Origin of the sequence: Streptococcus danieliae, from assembly GCF_025447695.1 — a bacterium.
Taxonomy (GTDB): domain Bacteria; phylum Bacillota; class Bacilli; order Lactobacillales; family Streptococcaceae; genus Streptococcus; species Streptococcus danieliae.
Genome location: NZ_JAOBSU010000015.1, coordinates 1 through 20,621, shown reverse-complemented (window position 1 = coordinate 20,621; position 20,621 = coordinate 1). Strand labels below are relative to the sequence as shown.

Here is a 20,621-nt window from a genome sequence, read left to right as displayed (position 1 = left end):
TGCCGACTCGGCCGCGGAGCTGGTGGAGCTGGCTAAGGCCAAAGCGGTCGGCATCAACAATGATCATAATGGAAGCATTGGGGACATTGACCCCGACCTCGATCACTGTTGTGGAGACCAGGACATTCAACTCTCCAGCTTTAAAGCGATCCATAACCTGGTCCTTCTCAACCGCCTTCATCCGACCGTGGAGTAGGCCAACTTGAATATCCTGTCCCAAGAAGGCTTGTAATTCACTTTGTAGGTCTTGGGCATTTTTTAAATCCAGAGCTTCGGATTCTTCGATTAAAGGGGAAATCACATAGGCCTGGGCCCCTTCCTTGCCGATTTTCTCCTTTAACCAGCTGTAGACCTGGTCCTGTTGCTCATGCTTGACCCAGCGGGTAATAATCGGTTTGCGTCCTGCTGGCAACTGGTCAATGACCGAGACATCGAGGTCACCATAGGCTGTGATGGCCAGAGTACGTGGGATGGGCGTTGCGGTCATCATGAGAACATCCGGCCGCAGTCCCTTCTCCCGTAAGGCCCGTCTTTGCTTGACTCCAAAGCGGTGCTGCTCGTCGACAATGATCAAACCCAGGCGCCGATAGGTCACGCCCTCCTGAATGAGGGCATGGGTCCCGATCACAAAAGCTGCCTGCCCAGACGCGATTTCTTCCAAGACCTCTCGTCTAACAGTCCCCGTCTGACTCCCCTTGAGTAAGACCTTAGGCACCTCTGGGAAGAGCTGATTCAAGCTCTCCATGTGCTGTTCCGCCAAGATTTCCGTTGGCACCATCAGAGCTGCTTGGTAGCCGGCGGTAAAAGCGGCATACATGGCCAAGGCAGCGACAATCGTTTTTCCACTTCCCACATCTCCCTGCAGCAAGCGGCTCATCTGCCGGTCACTAGCCATGTCTGCCAAAATATCCTGCAAGACCTGCTCCTGGGCTTGAGTCAGGGAAAAAGGGAGTTGATCCTTCGCCTGGGCCAGGAGATCCGGTGAATAAGCCAGGATTTCCCCCTCCCCAACCTGGCCTTGCTCTCTTTTTAGGAGCTGCAAAGGCAATTGAAAATAGAGGAGCTCTTCAAACTTAATCCGCCGTAAAGCTTGCTTATAAGCTGGCAAATCTGGGGGGAAGTGCATGTACTCAACTGCCCTAACCCGGTCCAAGAGGCGGTAGCGGTCCCGCAAGGTCTGGGGTAAATTCTCCTCCAATAAGTGATGGAGCCCCTCATCTATAGCCTGGCGAATTAACTTCACCAAGCTGGCCTGGGAAATCCCTTGAGCCACATGGTAGACCGGCTGCAACTCCTGGTCAATCTGGGTCAGAAATTTCATGCCGGTCAGACTATTCTTGGCTTGATCCCACTTGCCATAGACAGCCACCGTCGCCCCCATTTGAATCTTGTCTGCCAGATAGGGTTGGTTAAAAAAGTTAACACCAATCACCACCTGGTCTTGTTGGATGGAAAAACGCACGCGGTTCCGCTTGTAGCCATAATACTGTACACTGGCCGGACGAACTACCTGGCCAGACAAGACGGCCTTTTCACCATCCTCTAGATCAAATACCGACTTATTTTTGAAATCTTCGTAACGAAAGGGAAAATACAAGAGTAAATCTTGCAGGGTCTGGATCCCCAGACGCGTCCATTTTTCTGCCGACTTAGGACCAACACCAGCTAAAACGGTTAAGGGTTGATGCAAATTCATAGATCACCTATTTCCGATAAACTCGAGGAATACGATCACTCAACAAACAAACAACTTCATAGTTAATGGTCCCACGATAGTCTGCGACTTGGGTCACATCAATGGCCTCCTGACCACTGGTCCCAATCAAAACGACCTTGGTTCCAAGCGGATAGGCCTTAGGCAAACGAATGGTCAGTTGATCCATTGAAACGCGGCCGACAATGGGGCAAAAGACACCGTCAACCAGGACATGAAAATCCTGCATGTCCCGCGTCCAACCATCGGCATAGCCCAACGGAAGCGTCCCAATATACTCTTCCTCTTGGCTCATATAGGTTTTTCCATAACCCACGCCTTGCTGGGAAGCGATTTTTTTTACATGGACCAGTTCGGATTCCAAAGACAAGGCTGCTTTGATTTCAAAAGGAAGTTCCAAAAGACCACCACTCGGATTCATACCATAAATAATATTGCCCAAGCGCACCATGTTCAAGACCGTCTCAGGATGCCAAATGCTGGTTGCAGAATTAGAAGTATGCACCAGAGCTGGAACTTGGTCCAGCTCCGCTAAGAGGCTGGCAAAGCGCTGCTCCTGCTCATCAAAATAGGCTGTATCCACTTCATCAGCAGTCGCAAAATGGGTAAAAATACCTTCCACTCGCACGCCTTGGGTCTGCAAGGCCTGCTGGGCTTGCTGGACTTCAGCTGCCGACCGGAAACCAATCCGCCCCATACCAGAATCAACCTTCAGATGGACCCGTAAGCCGTCCAGGCTCTGCCCCAAACTCAAGAGTTCTTGCACCCAGTCGCTACTAGCCACTGTCAAGCAAATGTCGTGCTCCTGGGCCAGAGACACCGCCGCATAGGCTGTCACCCCTAGGACCAAAATATCTTTTGTAATCCCTGTTTCCCGCAACTCCAAGGCCTCATCAATGTTTGAAACGCCAAAGGCATCTACGATCCCTTGGATATAATGAGAGACCGCAACTGCTCCATGGCCATAGGCATTGGCCTTGACCACAGCCATTCGCAGGGTTCCTACCGGTAATTGGCTAGCAACCTGCTCAATATTATAGGCGATGGCATCTAGTGCAATAACTGCCTTAGTCGGCCGATGGGGACTCGTTTTCATGGCTTACCTCCTCTAAAATGACACTGGCTTGAACCATTGTTTTGGTATGGCTAATAGAAATCCAGATGCTCCCGGCAAAGGGGGCTTTTGAAAAATATGGAGCCCCATTTTCCCTGTTTAAAATCTCTAAATCTTGAAAGCGCAAGAGTCCTGCACCAATCCCGGTTCCCCAGGCCTTGGCGAAGGCTTCCTTAGCCGTCCAGCGCCCCCCCAAATACTCCAGCTGGCGTCTCGGGCTCAAGCTTTCATAAACAGCTAGCTCTGCGGGCCTTAACACCTTACTCGCAAAGCGTGGCTTCTTTTCCACTACCTTGGCAATCGAAGCCAAGTCCTCCATATCTATCCCATGTCCAATAATCATCTTCTTACCTGCAAAAAGGAGTGGAGCTTGACTGCCCACACTCCTTCCATTTAATTCTACAATGCCTTGAGGCCTGCTGCCAGTCACATTCTGCTGGAGTCTATAACCAACTCGAGCCTGTTAAGCCATTTTAGCGCTGTCCATGACAGTTTTTAAATCGTTTACCAGATCCACAAGGGCAAAGATCGTTACGACCAACCTGGTTTAAATCAATATCTCCTGGTAATTCCTTACCTTCTGCGGCAATATTGCGGGTTGCAGTTGTTGTAATCTTATGCTCGGCCCGAGGACGTTCTTGTTGATGGATCTGTGCCTTCATCATTAAACGAGTCACATCATACTCCAAGGATGCAATCATGTCATTGAACATGCGGAAACCTTCAGACTGGTATTCTACGACTGGATTGTTTTGGGCATATCCCCGCAAACCAACGGCATTCCGGAGTTGGTCCAAGGCATCGATATGATCTGTCCACTTGTTATCAACAACTCGTAGAATCAAGACCTTCTGGAATTCCTTAACCGCAGAATCATCTTGCAATTTAGCAACCTGGTCATCGTAAACATCCATCGCCAAGTCGTAGAGATAATCGACCATGGCCGCATCTGAAAGACCTTCCAAATCTTCTTTTTCGATTTCATCTTCCGGAACAAGGCAATAATGGGCAAAATTGTAAAGTGCTTCTAAGCGCTCTTCCTTAGAAGAACGGCTATGGTTCTCCACTTGGCGTTTGATGGTCCGACGAATCATGGCATGGATCTCAGGAGCCAAGTCCCGGTCAGCAGAAATCACATCATACCGTTCCCGATAAATGATCTCCCGCTGTTCCCGCATCACATCGTCATACTGCAAGACCTGTTTACGAGTGTCGTAGTTGTTCCCTTCAACTCGCTTCTGAGCCGCTTCCACTTGACGGGTCAACATCCCAGAGCGAATCACAGATTCCTCTTCGGACAAGTTCATCCGATCCAAAAGAGCTTTAATCCGTTCTGAACCAAAACGACGCATCAAATCATCTTCGAGGGAGAGGTAGAATTGTGATTCTCCTGGGTCTCCTTGACGACCAGCCCGTCCCCGCAGCTGGTTATCAATCCGACGACTTTCATGACGCTCAGTTCCAATTACGCAGAGTCCACCATTTTCACGGACTCCTTCTCCCAACTTGATGTCGGTTCCCCGTCCAGCCATGTTAGTGGCAATCGTAACAGCACCAGGTTGGCCCGCATTCATGATGATTTGAGCTTCCTTGTAATGGTTTTTTGCATTCAAAACTTCATGAGGGATACCGGCTGCTACCAATTTTTGAGACAGGTAGTCACTTGTATCAACCGAAACCGTACCAACAAGAACTGGTTGGCGTTTCTCATAGTGGTACTTGACTTCTTCAACCACGGCCTTAAATTTAGCTTCTAGACTTGGGTAAAGCAAGTCTGGATGGTCAATCCGCTGTACAGGACGGTTGGTTGGAATTGGGATAATCCGAATATTGTAAATTTCACGAAACTCTTCTTCTTCCGTTTTACCCGTCCCGGTCATTCCAGATAGCTTTTTATACATCCGGAAGAGGTTCTGGTAGGTAATCGAAGCCGATGTTTTACTTTCATCTTGAATCGGAACCGCTTCCTTGGCCTCAATGGCTTGGTGCAAACCGTCAGAAAAACGGCGTCCTTCCATGGTCCGACCTGTAAATTGGTCGACGATCAGAATCTCTTGTTCTGGACTGACCACATAGTCAATATCCAAGGTCATGATGTAGTTGGCCCGCAGCGCATTGTCAATAAAGTGGGTCAAGGCTACATGCTCAATGTCATAGAGGTTGTCTAGCTTGAAGTAGGCTTCGGCCTTGTCAATCCCAGAATCAGACAAACCAATAGTCTTGGATGGTACATCAATAATGTAGTCATCCTCGTTCAAGGTTTTAACATAGCGATCCGCTAAGTAATACAACTGGTTGGTTTCAGAAGAAGCCGGCCCCGATACAATCAAAGGCGTCCGAGCCTCATCAATCAGGATAGAATCGACCTCATCAACCAAGGCGTAATTCAAACGGCGTTGAACCATATCTTCCGGACGCGCCACCATGTTGTCCCGCAAGTAGTCAAAACCAATCTCGGCATTCGTAGAATAAGTGATGTCACAGGCATAGGCTTGACGCTTCTCCATCGGTGACTTAGAAGCCAAGTTGATCCCTACAGAAAGACCCAACCACGAGTAGAGTTCACCCATCTCAGTTGCATCCCGCTCACTCAGATACTCATTAACTGTAACAACGTGAACCCCTTCACCAGAAATGGCATTGAGGTAAACCGGCATGGTCGCGGTCAGGGTCTTTCCTTCCCCCGTCCGCATCTCCGGTACATCGCCATGATGGAGCACAATCCCCCCCATAACCTGTACCTTATAAGGAAAAAGCCCAAGTACCCGTTTAGCACCTTCACGGACAACCGCAAAGGCTTCATACAAAAGATCATCTAGGGACTCACCTTCGTCATACCGCTCTTTAAACTCATCGGTTTTAGCCTTGAGTTCCTCATCCGTAAGAGCAGCCATTTCCTCTTCATAGGAAAAAACACGGTCTGCCATTCGTTCAATTTTCCGGAGTTCTCCCCGGTCGTTTTCAATAATGGATTTTAATAAATTTGCCATCGTTTTCCTTACTTATTGATTTTTTACTGCCTTTCATTATACCATAATCTAGGACATCTTGAAAATTCTTAGCCGAAAATGAAAAAAGACTTTCCAACCAATCCAGCTGGGCTGACAAAAAAAGCTGCCCGTGATGAACAGCTCTTTGACCTCTTATTCTGGTCGCTTCAAAACAAACAGGGCTTCTCCCTCTTTCACAGTCTCAGGGGCTAACCGCTCCATCTGAGAATAGTCAGCTGGATTCGTCACGATAATCATCGTTGTCGCTTCCAAACCAGCTTGGGCAATAACTTCTCGATCAAACTGGACCAAGACCTCACCGGCTTCAACTTGCTGTCCCTGTTTGACACGGGCATCAAAACCTGCCCCCTCTAAGGACACCGTATCAATCCCAATGTGAATCAATAGCTCCACTCCTTGATCGGTGCGCAAACCATAAGCATGCCCCGTCTCAAAAGCAATGGTCACTTCACCACTCACAGGTGCGTAAGCGAGGTCGCTCTCCGGCTTAACTGCAAAACCTCTACCCATAGCTCCACTCGCAAAAACAGGATCACTAACCTCTTCCAAGGGCAAGACCAGTCCCTCAAGGGGACTCGCTACAACAACCTCACCACTGGTCTCCATTTCCTTACTCGTAAATAAAGAACCAATTCGTTTCTGAAACCATGATTTTTCAGCCATTCCCATCACCTCTGTAAACGTTTTATAACTTGACTTTATAGTATCATCTTTTGACCAAATGTCAAGGTTTGAAGGGCTACAAGTCGACCGAGGATGGACCCCCGCTAGTCTCCTATTTTAATCCGAACATCTCTATAAGCAACAATACGAATTTTACGAGGACTCCTGTGCGTTGTTGAGGGCATCTCTAACAACCGCGCTCCATTATGCAGATCAATCTGGTAATCCCCATCAAAAGGCTCCGGAACAATCACATCAATCGCACCCGAGATGCTATCGATAAAAATATCCGCTGGATAACCACCATCATCAACCTCAATGGTTACAAAAAGTTCATACTTGCCTTGCGGTACTGTTAATAAATGAAAAACATGCTTGGAAATCGGAACATAGATACTGATCGCGGTTGCTTCTACATCCTCTAGTGATTCAGCCGAAGACGGTGACACTTTCCCCTGAATTGCAGGCATACTCCTTGGCGAATTCTACCTCTCAGTGGTTGTTCAGCCCTCCCTAATCTTCAGGGCGGTAAACCAGTTCAAATTCTTCACAAACAACCAACATCTTTTCTGAAAAATTCAAGCCCGCTTCCATTAAAGCTACTATAAAAAAATCCTCATGCACCTGCCGCCAATGAAGCAGACTGGCTACCTTAAATGATTCTAGATCTGCTGACTCTCCTGGCAAGGGCTCATACTCCCCTCCTGGTAAGCATGTTCCTCCGTGACTTGATCAAAAGGACAGACATAGACCTTACGAGTTGCCAAAACAGCAAGAGCCTGTCCCTGACCATCTAAAAGAATGTCATAGCCCCCCTCCTTTGGTAGGTCTTCCCCCGCCAATTGATACAAGTCATAAGCAGAGCTAGTCGCCGTCTTTTGGCCCGCCAACACCAAGCCCGCTAGTCGATCAGCCTCCGCTCCAAAGGCCCAAGCCTCTGGTTACGAACCCGCAGTTGGATTGATCAATAAATAAGCCTGCCACAATTCACTCGGACTCATATTTGATCCTCCTTTCAGATATCTTCAGTATAGCATGAAAAAGGTCTAGGAGATTCAAAAGGTCCAGAAATAAGAAAAGGGGCTAATGAACCCGAGCCTAAAAACTAAATTTCTGAAAATCTAAATGTTGATTTATCAAGGTTTGAGTGATTCAATTTGAAGAAAAACTGGGTTTTTTAGAGGTGCCCTAAATCAAGATTCCCTGAAAATGATCCCATTCATGCTGGAAGATTTGGGCTGGAAAACCTTCCAGATCCAGTTCCTGCTGTTGAAAGTTTTGATCCCAATAGGTAATCTGGATTTTCCGATAACGTTTTGTTGGCCGAATGCCGTCTAGGGATAAACAGCCTTCCTCTGTCTGGTAGGGTTCAGACTGGCTCAGGATGGTTGGGTTAAAGAGAACCAAATCGAGACCTGGTGCCAGGCTAATAATCATGGCTTGTTTCTGGTGGCCAATCATATTGGCGGCCAAGCCCACACAACGCTCGCGGTTGGCTGCTAGGGCCGCCCGTAGAGAGTCGGCTAGGCCGATGTCCATGGGTGTGACAGGAAGTGACGGCTGGCTTAGAAAGACCTGATCTCGAATGATTTCTGGAGCCATCTTAGGACTCACTCACTTCTTTAGCCAAGACAAAGTTTCCAAGGGTTGCGGAACCATTGTCAGCTACAGCTGGGGTAACGATATAGTCTTTTAGATCTGGCACAGGTAGGTAGCCATTGAGCATTTTTTCAAATTGCTTGTGAACTCGCTCGACCATGTGTTCTTGAGCCATAACTCCACCTCCAAATACAATCACTTGTGGGCGGAAGGTCAAGGTTGCCTGCACTGCTGCCTGGGCAATATAGGAAGCTTGAATATCCCAGACATCCGAATCCAAAGGAATATTCTCACCTCGGATACCGGTTCTGGCTTCCAGACTTGGTCCAGCTGCCATCCCTTCCAAACAGTCACCATGGAAGGGACAAATTCCTTCAAAACCAGCTTTCCGATCCAGGTCATGCACAGCCACAGGTACATGGCCCATTTCAGGGTGTCCTTGCCCTCCGATAAATATCCCATCTTGAATAACACCTGCACCGATGCCAGTACCGATGGTGTAATAAACAAGGTTTTTCACTTGGTGGTTACGCGCAACAATTTCACCAAAAGCTGATGAGTTTACATCTGTTGTCACATAAACGGGAATATTCAAAGCCTCTTTAAAAGGCCCCAACAAGTCCACATTAGCCCAATGAGGTTTCGGAGTTGTTGTGATATAGCCATAGGTTTCAGAACTATGGGCAATATCCAATGGTCCAAAAGAACCAATCGCCAAACCAGCTAGGTCAAATTTTGAGAAAAAGTCAATCGCTTGTCCAATCGTTTCAGCAGGTGTTGTAGTTGGAAATTGGATTTTTTCCACGACTTCAAAGTTACTGTTTCCGACAGCACAGACAAACTTCGTTCCACCAGCTTCTAAGCTGGCATATAATTTTTCAGACATACAAGATCCTCCTAATTTCAATTTTTTATGATTCTTGACATAAGGAAGGCCGAGACAGTTGTCTCGGCCTTTTATAGTAACACTTATTTAGCAGAAAGGCTAAGAACTTCTGAACCTTTTTGAACAGTTTGTCCAGCTGCTACTGGAGCTACTTGTTCATATTCAGCCGTATTAGTTACGATAAACATGGTTGTATCTTCCAGACCCGCTTCCGCAATCGCTGCAGCATCGAAGGTTCCCAAGACATCCCCTGCTTTAACTTTAGCGCCAGATTGAACTTTCTGTTCAAATCCTTTACCAGCCATTGAAACGGTATCAATTCCCACGTGGATCAAGAGTTCTGCACCCTTGTCTGTTTTCAAACCGTAAGCATGACCTGTTTCAAAGGCCACAGTAACTGTTGCATCTGCTGGTGCGTAAACCACACCTTGGCTTGGTTTGATAGCAATTCCGCTGCCCATTGCACCGCTTGAGAAGACTGGATCATTAACCGTTTCAAGCGCTACAGTTTCTCCTTCAACAGGAGTTGCGACAGCTTCATTCTGCAAACCAACCATTTGCGCTGCTTCAACAGCCTCATCGACTTCCGCAACCTCTTCTTGTTCTTCCTTATAGCCGAAAGAATAAGTAAGGGCGAATCCAAGACCCGTTGATACAGCAACCATAAGGACATACTGCAAGAGCTGACCGTTTAGGTAAAGAAGGGTACCAGGGATAATCGTCACTCCAAATCCTGTTCCTGCAAGGTTCAAGATAGATGCCAACCAACCACCAGCTGCACCGGCGATCAATCCCATTACAAATGGTTTACCGAAACGAAGGTTAACCCCGAAAATTGCTGGTTCAGTAATTCCCAAGCTGGCAGATAGGGCTGCTGGGAAGGCCAGAGCTTTGAGCTTTTTATCTTTGGTCTTCACACCAACCGCAAGAGTTGCCCCCATTTGCGCAGACATAGCTGCTGTAATGATGGCGTTAAATGGATCGCGACCAGTATTTGAAATCAACTGCGCTTCCAAGAGGTTGAAAATATGGTGAACACCTGTAACCACGATCAACTGGTGAACTCCACCTAGAATCAATCCTGCAAGACCAAATGGCAAGGCCAAGATTGCTGTTGTTGCTGCAAGGACGATGTTTTCAACCGAGTGGAAAACAGGTCCAATCACAAACAAACCAAGAACAGACATCACCAAGAAGGTTATAAATGGTACCAACAAGAGGTCCAAAACATCTGGCACTTTTTTGTGCAACCACTTCTCTAGCTTAGCACCAAGCAAACCAATGAAGAAGGCTGGCAACACTGAGTTCTGGTAGCCAACAACGGGGATAAAGCCAAAGAACATCAAGGGTTCTGCATCTCCTGAAGCAACCGCCCAAGCATTTGGAAGGGCTGGACTAACCATCATCAAGCCCAAGACAATCCCGATGACTGGATTTCCGCCAAAGACACGGAAGGCAGACCAAGCAATCAAGGCTGGGAAGAAGATAAAGGCGGTATCAGTTAGAACCTGAGTCCACAAGTAGAAGTCTGTGCTTGAGAAAGCTTCTGAAGTGGTTCCAAATAAGCCAAGAACCGCATCGTTAGTAATCGCACCACGAATCCCCATGAAAAGACCAGTCGCAACGATCGCAGGCAAGATTGGAACAAACACGTCACCGAAGGTCCGGATAGAGCGTTGGAACCAGTTCCCTTGCTTGGCTGCTTCAGCTTTCTGCTCCCCAGTTGAGCTAGTTGGAAGTCCCAAAGCTACAACTTCCTCATAAATTTTATTAACAGTACCAGTACCAAAGATGATTTGGTATTGACCAGAGTTAAAGAAGGCTCCTTGAACCTTGTCCAATTTCTCAACTGTGTATTTGTCGATTTTGGACTCATCTTTGACCATAACCCGTAGACGAGTGGCACAGTGGGCAACACTATTCACGTTTTCTTGTCCACCAAGCGCTTCGATTACGGATTGGGCAATCTGCTTGTTATCCATTATAACAACTCCTTGTTTTAGTTTTGAAAACGGTTCACCGTTTTGTCACTTGTTATTCTACCACATCTGCGAAATATGTCAATCGTTTTGCAGAAAAAATATTTTTGAGGAGGTAAACCCTTGATTTTTCTTAGGAAAACATTTACTATAAAATAGCAAAAACTATGGAGGCGCTTTTATGAAATGGACTACCGAATTACGTTACAAACGTTATGAAGACTGGACAGAACAAGAAGTTCAAGACCTGAAAGAACTCAATGCCCAGTCCCCATGGCACAACCACTACCACGTTGAACCTGCTACTGGACTACTCAACGACCCCAATGGATTCTCCTATTTTGACGGGAAGTGGATTCTCTTTTACCAGAACTTCCCTTTTGGAGCAGCCCACGGACTCAAGCAATGGGTACAATTGGAGAGTGACGACCTCGTAATCTTTAAGGAGACCGGTCTCAAAATTCTTCCTGACACCCCACTTGACAGCCATGGCGCTTATTCCGGGTCCGCCCTACAGGTCGCAGACCAGCTCTTCCTCTTTTACACCGGAAATGTCCGCGACGAGAACTGGATTCGCCATCCCAAACAAATTGGCGCTCTCTTGCATCGCGATGGCACTTTGGAAAAAATCGATCAGGTGCTGATTGAGCAGCCGAGTGATGCGACCGATCACTTCCGTGACCCACAAATCTTCCAATTGGAAGAAGATTATTATGCCATCGTCGGTGGGCAAGACTTGGACCAAAAAGGCTTTGTCCGTCTCTACAAGGCTGAGGATAAGGATATCCGCAACTGGGGCGCCGTTGGTGATTTGGATTTTGCCAATGACCGTACCGCCTACATGATGGAGTGTCCAAATCTTGTCTTTATTGACCAGCAACCGGTCCTCCTCTACTGTCCACAGGGCTTAGACAAGGAAATTTTTGATTACCAAAATATCTATCCTAACCTCTATAAGATCGGTCAATCGTTTGACAGGACCACGGCACAAATGGTCAATGTTGGTCCTCTAATGCAGTTGGACTACGGATTTGAAACCTATGCCACTCAGGGCTTCAATGCTCCTGACGGAACAGCCTATGCCATCTCCTGGATGGGCTTGCCAGATATCAGCTACCCGTCCGATCACTATGAACACCAAGGTTGTATGTCTCTGGTCAAAAAATTAAGTCTAAAAGATGGGAAACTCTATCAAGAACCCGTTGAAGCTATCACAGATCTTCGTCAAGGACAGGAAACCTGGGCTGACCGCCTCGAAACCAACAATCGTTATGAGTTAGAGCTCACTATCGCTGCGCAAGACGATGCGACCCTGGTGCTTTTTGCCAATCCAGCCAAAGAAGGTCTCCAAATCCAAATCGACCGTCAAGCAGGTCGCCTGACCGTTGACCGTTCAGGCTTGGCTCACCGCTTTGACCTCGAACACGGAGAAAGTCGCAGTCTCGACCTCCCAGAAGGGGAAACCATGCTCCGGATTTTTGTGGATCAATCCACCTTTGAAATCTTTATCAACGATGGCGAATTTGTGCTCTCTGGCCGGGCCTTCCCGGGTCAGGACCAAACAGGTTGCTATCAGACCAAGGGACAAGTAACTGGGCACTACTATCCACTCGCAAACCATGGCCGTTAAACTAACGGATGTCGCCGAACATGCTGGCGTCAGCCCAACTACAGTCTCTCGTGTCATCAACCGCAAAGGTTACCTGTCTCAAAAAACCATTGACAAGGTCAACCAAAGTATGCGGGAGCTCGGCTATAAGCCCAACAACATGGCCCGCAGCCTACAAGGAAAATCCGCCAAACTGGTCGGCTTGATTTTCCCAAAACTGGGTCATGTATTCTATGCCGAGCTCATCGATGCCCTCGAAGCAGAACTTTTCAAACAAGGCTATAAAACCATTATCTGCAACAGCCAAGGAGAACCTGAAAAGGAAAAAGAATACCTGGAAATGTTGGAAGCCAATCAAGTAGACGGGATTATTTCCTCCAGCCACAATCTGGGAATCGAGGATTACAATCAAGTCTCCGCTCCCATCGTGGCTTTTGACCGCAACCTCTCCCCAGACATTCCGGTCGTCGCATCGGATAACTATAGCGGTGGCAAAATTGCCGCCAACTACCTCCTAAAAACCGGAGCCAGCAACATCCTCATGCTAACAGGAAATGACAATTCCAATTCCCCAACCAGCCTCCGCCACGCCGGCTTCTCCAGCGTCCTCCCCGAGGCTCCCATCATCAATCTCCCCTCCCACTACAGTACCCAGCGGAAGGAAATGGAAATCCGCCAGATTCTCCGAGATAAGCTCCCGGATGGCATCTTCGCCTCAGATGACTTAACCGCTATCCAAGTCCAAAATATTGCTCAAAGCATGCAACTGGATCTGGAAGTGGTCGGCTACGACGGAACCCACTATGTCGAACACTACCATCCCCAGCTAACCACCATCAAACAACCCATCGCGGAAATGGCAGAGCTACTGGTGGAAATCCTACTCAAACGCATCAAGGGACAGGTTATGGACCACAGCGGCTACATTCTCCCTGTTAGTCTCCTAGCAAGCCCCAGAAATTAAGACTCGTTGAAATTGAAACCACCTCATCCTTCCAACAATCTGTGTCAAATCCTGGAAGGATGAGGTGGTTTTGTTGCTACTCAAAAGAACTCTCCTATCCCTTTTCTCAGTAAATTTCTATCCAAAACTGCTTTCATATTCAACCTTCTCTAAGAATCCCTGGTTTAGGGGCATTTTTCTTGTATTTAAGCGCTTTCTATGCTAGACTGAAACAGATGAAACATTTGGGGTGCTGAGGCTGAGATTATACCCATGGAACCTGATACAGTTAGGACTGTCGCAGGAAAATGTTAAGACTGAAGCTCTATCTCAATTAAACACCTGATTTGATAGAAGTTTCGCTAGAACGAGTCTACTAATCCATGACCTTACCACTCCTTGGCTTTTGCGAAAGGAGTTTTTTATGTCCAAAAATATGCTTGTCTTGACTGAGGCTGCCATCTTTGCAGCCCTTGCCATGAGTCTTTCTTTACTACCAGATTTTGCTTCCTGGTTTACCCCTTCCTTCGGAACTATCCCTCTCATCCTTTTTTCCCTACGCCGTGGCTTAAAAGCTGGGCTTTTAGCGGGACTCTGCTGGGGACTACTTCATTTCTTACTATCTAAGGTCTACTATCTCAGCATCCCCCAGGTCCTGATTGAGTATATTTTCGCCTTTTTAGTAATGGGCTTAGCTGGCTTGTTTTCTACCCCGCTCAAGCAAGCCTTGGCCAAGGGACAAACCGCTAAAGCCTTTAGCCTAGCCAGCTTGGGAGCCATCACTGCTATCTTGGTTCGTTACCTCTTCCACTTCTGGGCAGGGATTCTATTTTGGTCAGACTATGCTCCCGAAGGGATGTCTCCGGTTCTTTATTCCCTATCCGTCAATGCTACTGCAGGTGGCTTAACCCTACTCGTCACCCTTGTAGTACTCTATCCCCTTCTTTATTTACAACCAAAATTTTTCCAAGGCCGTTAATCCAAACAAAGCCCTTCAGACTTGGTCTGAAGGGCTTTTAAGCTCAATGGAAAAAGATCCCCAAAGAAGCCAAACCTCTGGCTTGTTCCTCTTCCACTTTTCCCATAAAGGCTACTTTTTTGTAAAAGTCTGCCAAATCTGGACTCAATTTTTCTTGTTTCATTTTCCGTAAAGACAGGCAACGAATGTCCTCAACTAAGTTCAAAAAATGGGATTTCCAGTTTTTATTGGAAAGCAGCAAATCCTGCTTATAGCTAAGGAGCAAGTCCCGCTCATCCGAACCTAGATCTGAGCTTAATAACAGGTTGTAGTAAGCGTCCAACAATTCTTCTTCCTTCATTTAAGGTCTCCTTCCTGACCAATAGCCACCAGCCATGGAGGAAATCCAACCATTGACAACGGTATCCTTGGTAGCCTCAAATGGTGATTTGGTCACAATATAGTCCCATTGACCATTAGGATAACGACAGGAATAGCCATTAGCACCAGCCATCACAAACTTGCAAGTTCCAGCAGTCCCTGCCACAAGCAGCTGTAAATCAGACAAAGAAAGTGAATGAGTCTTCATATACTACCTCCAATCTGCTTATGAGTATAGCATAGATTGGCCTTCTTCAAACCTGAATGTTCTGAAATGACTCGAAAACGACCTAAATGGAAAATTCTAAAAAAATTCCAAACAAAATTATTTCCCTTATTAAAAACAGGAGAGGATTCCAAAGTTCAGGAACTCTCCTCTTAAAACACAAAAGAGAGGCTCAGCGACGACCTCTCTTTTCTAATTCCTAAGCATCTGCTTCGTCCACATAGGCCGACAAGACCCCATTGATAAAGCCAGCTGATTTTGGTTCTGAGAAGGTCTTAGCCAACTCTACCGCTTCGTTCACAGCAACGATAGCTGGGGTTTCTTCAAAGTAAAGCATTTCAAAGAGCCCGAGACGCAGGATATTTTTCTCAACTAAAGTAAGGCGGTCCACAGTCCAACCAGCCTTCAACTTGGCTGCAATTTTCTGATCCAAGTCAGCCTGGTGATTCTGAACCCCCTGGACAAGATTGAGGAGGAAGACTGGAACTTCACGTTCCTCTTCAACTTCTTCCTTATCATAGTTATAAGCAAAAGCGACCAGGCCTAGAGAATCCTCTTGAAACTCCAAACCAATCAAAGTTTGAAGGGCCCGTTCACGTAAATCACGACGAGTTTCCTGTTGTCCCTTAACCATTTAGGAAGTCCTCGTTGAAAAGGTCTTTCAAGTCTGGTTTCGGTGTTTTTTCAGGAACGATACCAGCCACGTGAAGATTCACCGCAGCCAATTCCATCTCTAGATAATTCCGGACAGCTGTTTTGACTGTTTTTTGAATTTCCAAAGCCAGATTAGGGACCGATACCCCATATTCAAGGTAGAGATAGATATCCACAACCTTTTCATCCGCCTGCATATTTTCAATATAAACACCCCGGCTAGAGCTATTTTTCATCAAGCTGTCCGACATGTTTTTATTGGCAAAGGAATGGACCCCATCCACTTTAGCTGTTGCAATCGCGATGATTTTTTCTAAGACCCGAGGGGCAATAATAATGTCACCTGATTGTTGCGTCATAACTGGTCCTTTCTAGGCACGGGATACGTAAGTACCTTCTTGGGTATTGATAATCAATTTTTGACCAATTTCGATAAAGTCTGGAACATTAACCACCAAACCAGTTTCAAGTGTCGCTGGTTTACCAGAACCTGTAACAGTAGCACCTTTAATAGAAGGTTGAGTATCTGTAACCGTCAATTCAACTGTTGTCGGTACCGTTACCCCAATCACTTCTGTTCCGTAGAACTGGATTTTCACTTCTGAGTTTTCCAAAATGAAACGCAGCTCATCTTGAACAGCTACAGTTGGAATTTCATATTGCTCAAAGCTCTCTGTATCCATGAAGTAAGCTGTATCATCCATTTGGTAAAGGTAAGTCGCTGTACGACTTTCGATAATCGCTTGTTCGAATTTTTCATCTGGACGGTAAGTCGTGTCAAAAGTTGAACCACTACGAACATCGCGCAACTTCATCCGCATAACCGTATTTCCCTTACCTGGTTTGTGGTGGCTGGCTTCCAATACACGCAACAATTTTCCATCTGCCGCTACGAAAGTCATCCCAGCTCTTAATTTACTTGCATCAATCATGCTTGAATACCTCTTCAATTATAATTTTTTCTCTTCATTCTATCACAATTCAAGGCAAACCTCAAATGATGATCAGCTCCTTAGGCGCCTTGGTTAAAACCTGGCACCCCTCTTCCTGGATCCAAAGGTCATCTTCAATCCGCAGACCATATTTGCCATCCAAGTAAATACCAGGCTCATCGGTCACGACCATACCAGATTGAAGCCGGTCCTCTGAGCCAGCCCTGAAGAAGGGTTCTTCATGGACCTCGAGCCCCATCCCATGGCCAATTGAATGGCTAAAGGCTGGGCCATAGCCAGCCTGGTCAATTAAAGAGCGAGCAGCCTGGTCAAAGTCTGTCAAAAGCATTCCGGCCTTAGCTTGAGCAATAACCGCCTGGTTGGCATCCAAAACCAATTGATGCAGAGCAGCCTGCTCATCCTGAACATGGTCTAGGTAAATAGTCCGGGTCATGTCGGATGCATAGTGTTGGAAGACACAACCAAAATCCAAGGTAAGAGTATCTCCGGACTCCAACTGACGCTGACCTGGATGGGCATGCGGCATAGCAGAATTCGGACCAGAAGCCACAATCGAATCAAAGGACAAACCACTCGCCCCTAACTCCCGCATCCGGAAATCCAAGAAGGTCGCAATTTCCAATTCTGTTTGCCCAATCTTGATGAACTCTAAGGCATCGATAAAGGCTTGATCAGAAATCTTACAAGCTTCTTGGATAATCGCAATCTCAGATGCGTCCTTGATCAAGCGTAAACCTTCCACAACATTGGCTTCCGCCACCAGTTCCTGGTCTGCCAAACGCTTGGCCAACTCTTGGTAATAATGATACGGTACATTGGGTTCAAAACCAATCCGCTTCAAACCTCGATCCTGGACAATCCCTGCCACCTCTGCCAGTTCCGCACGTGTTTCCACAAAATCAATGGCTGGATCAAGGATCGCCTTAGCCGCTAGGGTATAGCGTGAATCGGTGAAAAAGGTCACTGCCTCTGGCTCTACAAACAGGGTCGCATTAGAACCTGAAAAGCCTGTTAAATAATAAATATTGGTCAGATTATTCACCAAAAAACCATCCAACCCACGCGCCACAAGCTCCGCCTGTAATTTTTTCAATCGTTTCATAAACCTAAGCCCCCTCTAATTTTGCCTGTAAATAACGCCCTGTATGACTGGCAGGGTTGGCTGCCACTTCTTCCGGAGTTCCAACCGCGACAATCTGACCGCCGCCAACTCCACCTTCCGGTCCCAAGTCAATAATGTGATCCGCCGTTTTAATCACATCCAAGTTATGTTCAATGACCAAGACCGTATTTCCTTCTTCGACAAAACGCTCCAAAACCTTCAAGAGACGCGCAATATCTTCGGTATGTAAGCCAGTGGTCGGCTCATCCAAAATATAGAAAGACTTACCATTTGAGCGCTTATGCAATTCAGAAGCCAATTTCATCCGTTGGGCCTCACCACCAGACAGAGTCGTCGCTGGCTGCCCCAGGGTCACATAACCCAAACCGACGTCCTTAATGGTCTGCAACTTCCGCTGGATTTTTGGAATATGCTGGAAGAAGTCAACCGCATCGTTCACCGTCATGTCCAAGATTTCCGAAATATTTTTCTCTTTATAATGGACTTCCAGGGTTTCGCTGTTGTAACGGGTTCCATGACAGACCTCACAGGGAACATAGACGTCTGGGAGGAAGTGCATCTCAATCTTGATAATCCCATCTCCAGAGCAGGCCTCACAGCGTCCTCCCTTGATATTAAAACTAAAGCGACCTTTCTTGTAGCCTCGAATCTTCGCCTCATTGGTTTGGGCAAAGAGATCCCGAATATCGTCAAAGACACCTGTATAGGTCGCTGGATTGGAGCGGGGTGTCCGCCCAATGGGACTCTGGTCAATGTCAATCAACCGCTCGACCTGGTTAATCCCAGTAATCGTTTTAAATTTCCCTGGTTTGTCCGAGTTGCGATTGAGCTTTTGGGCCATGGCCTTCTTAAGAATAGAGTTGACCAAGGTCGACTTACCAGATCCAGAAACCCCCGTTACAGCCACAAATTTCCCTAGGGGGAAAGAAGCAGAAACATTTTTCAGATTATTTTCACTAGCCCCTGTCACCTCAATGGTCTGGCCATTTCCCGGACGGCGTTCTTGAGGAACTGGGATGGAGCGTTTGCCAGATAGGTACTGACCAGTCAAGGAATTGGGATCCTGGGCCACCTGGTCTGGAGTCCCTGCAGCCACAACCTGCCCACCAAACACACCTGCACCTGGACCAATATCAATCAACCAGTCCGCTGCCCACATGGTGTCTTCGTCATGCTCAACGACAATCAGAGTATTCCCCAAATCCCGCATTTTCTTCAGGCTATCGATCAGACGATCATTGTCCCGTTGGTGCAAGCCGATCGATGGCTCATCCAAGATATAAAGGACACCACTGAGGTTGGAACCAATTTGGGTCGCCAGACGAATCCGCTGACTTTCTCCCCCAGAGAGGGTGCCAGCTGTCCGTGAGAGGGTCAGATAATTCAAACCAACATTGTTGAGGAAGGACAGACGGTCGTGAATCTCTTTGACAATCGGCTTAGCAATTGTTGCCTCGGTCTCGGTTAAGGTGAGACCTTCAACATAAGCCAAGTGATCAGCAACGGATAAATCTGAGACCTGCCCGATATTCAAGCCATCCTCTCCACCAACACGAACCGACAAAGCTGGTGGATTCAAGCGATAACCTTTACAGCTTCCACAGGTCAGCTCATTCATATAGGTCCGCATGACATTTCGAGTGTAGTCACTGCTCGTTTCCCGGTAACGACGGCTAATATTATTGGCCACCCCTTCAAAAGGAATTTCAATATCCCGAACCCCACCAAACTCATTCTCATAGTGGAAGGCAAATTCCCGGCCACCAGACCCAAAAAGAATCAAGTCCTTGTCCTCTTGCGAGAGCTCCTCAAAAGGGGTATCCATGTCAATACCAAAGGCAGTCATGGCCTGCTCCAACATTTGTGGATAGTAGTTAGACGAAATCGGATTCCAGGGAGCCAGGGCACCTTCTCGTAAGGTCTTAGCAGGATCAGGGACAACAATATCCAAGTCTACTTCTAACTTCATCCCCAAACCATCACAGATAGAACAAGAGCCAAAGGGAGCATTAAAGGAGAAAAGACGCGGTTCCAACTCAGGAACTGTAAAACCACAAACTGCACAAGCATAGTGTTCCGAAAAGAGCAGCTCCTTGCCATCCATAGTGTCAATTACCAGATAGCCTTCGGACAAACGGAGAGCTGCCTCGATGGAATCAAAGAGCCTAGAGCGAATCCCATCTCGAAGGACAATCCGGTCCACAACAATCTCAATATCGTGCTTCTTGCTTTTTGAAAGCTCCGGTACTTCCGTGACATCATAGATGTCTCCATCCACGCGAACTCGAACATAGCCATCTTTTTGGATTTTAGCCAGGAGATTCTTATGTTGCCCTTTCTTCTTACGAAGTACAGGGGATAGAACCTGCAGGCGCTGCCCTTCCGGCAACTCCAAAACCTGGTCGACAATCTGCTCAACTGAAGAGGCCTCAATGGCTCCATGACCATTGATACAGTAAGGAGTCCCTACACGGGCATAAAGCAAGCGGAGGTAATCATTAATTTCAGTAATGGTTCCGACTGTTGAACGGGGATTTTTACTGGTTGTTTTCTGGTCGATGGAGATGGCAGGACTGAGACCTTCAATCGAATCCACGTCCGGCTTGTCCATATTCCCTAAAAATTGACGGGCATAGGCTGATAAGGATTCAACATAACGCCGCTGTCCTTCCGCATACAAGGTGTCAAATGCCAGGCTGGACTTTCCCGAGCCAGACAAGCCGGTCACAACAACCAGCTGGTCACGGGGGATGGTCACATCGATATTTTTTAAATTATGGGCGCGTGCGCCATGAATAACAATTTTAT

The 20,621-nt window shown here is 47.1% G+C and carries 19 protein-coding genes, 1 pseudogene and 1 riboswitch; of the genes and pseudogenes, 3 read left to right on the top strand and 17 right to left on the bottom strand.

What is annotated here, in order from left to right; all coding sequences use genetic code 11:
* The 10 genes and pseudogenes from recG to N4310_RS01915 all read right to left on the bottom strand — a co-directional run.
* A partial coding sequence (gene recG, locus N4310_RS01960; protein WP_262091875.1) for an ATP-dependent DNA helicase RecG occupies positions 1-1,696 on the bottom strand: 1,696 nt, incomplete at its 3' end.
* Positions 1,697-1,703: 7 nt separating this feature from the next.
* On the bottom strand, positions 1,704-2,810 hold the full coding sequence (gene alr / locus N4310_RS01955) for an alanine racemase (protein ID WP_262091874.1): 1,107 nt from the start codon (positions 2,808-2,810) through the stop codon (positions 1,704-1,706).
* The gene (gene acpS, locus N4310_RS01950; protein ID WP_262091873.1) at positions 2,782-3,171 is read right to left on the bottom strand and encodes a holo-ACP synthase; all 390 of its coding nucleotides are present in this window, start codon (positions 3,169-3,171) and stop codon (positions 2,782-2,784) included. Before acpS ends, alr begins: the two co-directional genes overlap by 29 nt.
* Positions 3,172-3,301: 130 nt before the next feature.
* Positions 3,302-5,818 carry a preprotein translocase subunit SecA gene (secA, locus tag N4310_RS01945; RefSeq protein WP_160332685.1) on the bottom strand — a complete coding sequence of 839 codons (2,517 nt, stop codon included), beginning with the start codon at positions 5,816-5,818 and terminating at the stop codon, positions 3,302-3,304.
* Between the two features lie 153 nt (positions 5,819-5,971).
* On the bottom strand, positions 5,972-6,502 hold the full coding sequence (locus N4310_RS01940; RefSeq protein WP_262091872.1) for a PTS sugar transporter subunit IIA: 531 nt from the start codon (positions 6,500-6,502) through the stop codon (positions 5,972-5,974).
* A gap of 104 nt (positions 6,503-6,606) precedes the next feature.
* Complete coding sequence (locus N4310_RS01935) at positions 6,607-6,972, bottom strand: hypothetical protein (RefSeq protein ID WP_262091871.1); 366 nt, start codon at positions 6,970-6,972, stop codon at positions 6,607-6,609.
* 43 nt (positions 6,973-7,015) lie between these two features.
* A pseudogene (locus N4310_RS01930) lies at positions 7,016-7,503 on the bottom strand (ASCH domain-containing protein).
* Positions 7,504-7,690: 187 nt separating this feature from the next.
* Positions 7,691-8,104: a peptide deformylase gene (locus N4310_RS01925; protein ID WP_179925412.1), complete on the bottom strand. Its 414-nt coding sequence runs from the start codon at positions 8,102-8,104 to the stop codon at positions 7,691-7,693.
* A gap of 1 nt (position 8,105) precedes the next feature.
* Entirely contained in the window at positions 8,106-8,987 is an 882-nt protein-coding gene (scrK, locus tag N4310_RS01920; protein ID WP_160332680.1) for a fructokinase ScrK, read from the bottom strand.
* A gap of 83 nt (positions 8,988-9,070) precedes the next feature.
* Positions 9,071-10,969 carry a sucrose-specific PTS transporter subunit IIBC gene (locus N4310_RS01915; protein WP_262091870.1) on the bottom strand — a complete coding sequence of 633 codons (1,899 nt, stop codon included), beginning with the start codon at positions 10,967-10,969 and terminating at the stop codon, positions 9,071-9,073.
* Positions 10,970-11,147: 178 nt separating this feature from the next.
* On the opposite strand from N4310_RS01915, the gene N4310_RS01910 reads away from it, so the two are divergent.
* The 3 genes from N4310_RS01910 to thiT all read left to right on the top strand — a co-directional run bounded on the left by N4310_RS01910 (position 11,148) and on the right by thiT (position 14,497).
* The gene (locus N4310_RS01910) at positions 11,148-12,596 is read left to right on the top strand and encodes a sucrose-6-phosphate hydrolase (protein ID WP_262091869.1); all 1,449 of its coding nucleotides are present in this window, start codon (positions 11,148-11,150) and stop codon (positions 12,594-12,596) included.
* Positions 12,586-13,539 carry a LacI family DNA-binding transcriptional regulator gene (locus N4310_RS01905; RefSeq protein WP_160332677.1) on the top strand — a complete coding sequence of 318 codons (954 nt, stop codon included), beginning with the start codon at positions 12,586-12,588 and terminating at the stop codon, positions 13,537-13,539. Before N4310_RS01910 ends, N4310_RS01905 begins: the two co-directional genes overlap by 11 nt.
* Positions 13,540-13,754: 215 nt before the next feature.
* Positions 13,755-13,842, top strand: a riboswitch (TPP riboswitch).
* A gap of 100 nt (positions 13,843-13,942) precedes the next feature.
* Complete coding sequence (gene thiT / locus N4310_RS01900) at positions 13,943-14,497, top strand: energy-coupled thiamine transporter ThiT (RefSeq protein ID WP_262091868.1); 555 nt, start codon at positions 13,943-13,945, stop codon at positions 14,495-14,497.
* Between the two features lie 43 nt (positions 14,498-14,540).
* Here thiT and N4310_RS01895 read toward each other — a convergent pair whose 3' ends face one another.
* The 7 genes from N4310_RS01895 to uvrA form a co-directional block, all read right to left on the bottom strand.
* Positions 14,541-14,837 carry a bacteriocin immunity family protein gene (locus tag N4310_RS01895; protein WP_262091867.1) on the bottom strand — a complete coding sequence of 99 codons (297 nt, stop codon included), beginning with the start codon at positions 14,835-14,837 and terminating at the stop codon, positions 14,541-14,543.
* Positions 14,838-15,065, bottom strand: a complete 228-nt coding sequence (locus N4310_RS01890; protein ID WP_179925405.1) for a garvicin Q family class II bacteriocin — start codon at positions 15,063-15,065, stop codon at positions 14,838-14,840.
* Positions 15,066-15,282: 217 nt separating this feature from the next.
* Complete coding sequence (gene nusB, locus N4310_RS01885; RefSeq protein ID WP_262091866.1) at positions 15,283-15,717, bottom strand: transcription antitermination factor NusB; 435 nt, start codon at positions 15,715-15,717, stop codon at positions 15,283-15,285.
* A complete protein-coding gene (locus tag N4310_RS01880) occupies positions 15,710-16,096 on the bottom strand; it encodes an Asp23/Gls24 family envelope stress response protein (RefSeq protein ID WP_160333268.1) in 387 nt (128 codons plus the stop codon). Before N4310_RS01880 ends, nusB begins: the two co-directional genes overlap by 8 nt.
* Before the next feature lie 12 nt (positions 16,097-16,108).
* On the bottom strand, positions 16,109-16,669 hold the full coding sequence (gene efp, locus N4310_RS01875; protein ID WP_160333267.1) for an elongation factor P: 561 nt from the start codon (positions 16,667-16,669) through the stop codon (positions 16,109-16,111).
* A gap of 61 nt (positions 16,670-16,730) precedes the next feature.
* Positions 16,731-17,792 (bottom strand): M24 family metallopeptidase, encoded by a 1,062-nt coding sequence (locus N4310_RS01870; protein WP_160333266.1) that lies wholly within the window; start codon positions 17,790-17,792, stop codon positions 16,731-16,733.
* Positions 17,793-17,796: 4 nt separating this feature from the next.
* On the bottom strand, positions 17,797-20,621 hold a 2,825-nt coding region (uvrA, locus tag N4310_RS01865), incomplete at its 5' end, for an excinuclease ABC subunit UvrA (protein ID WP_262091865.1).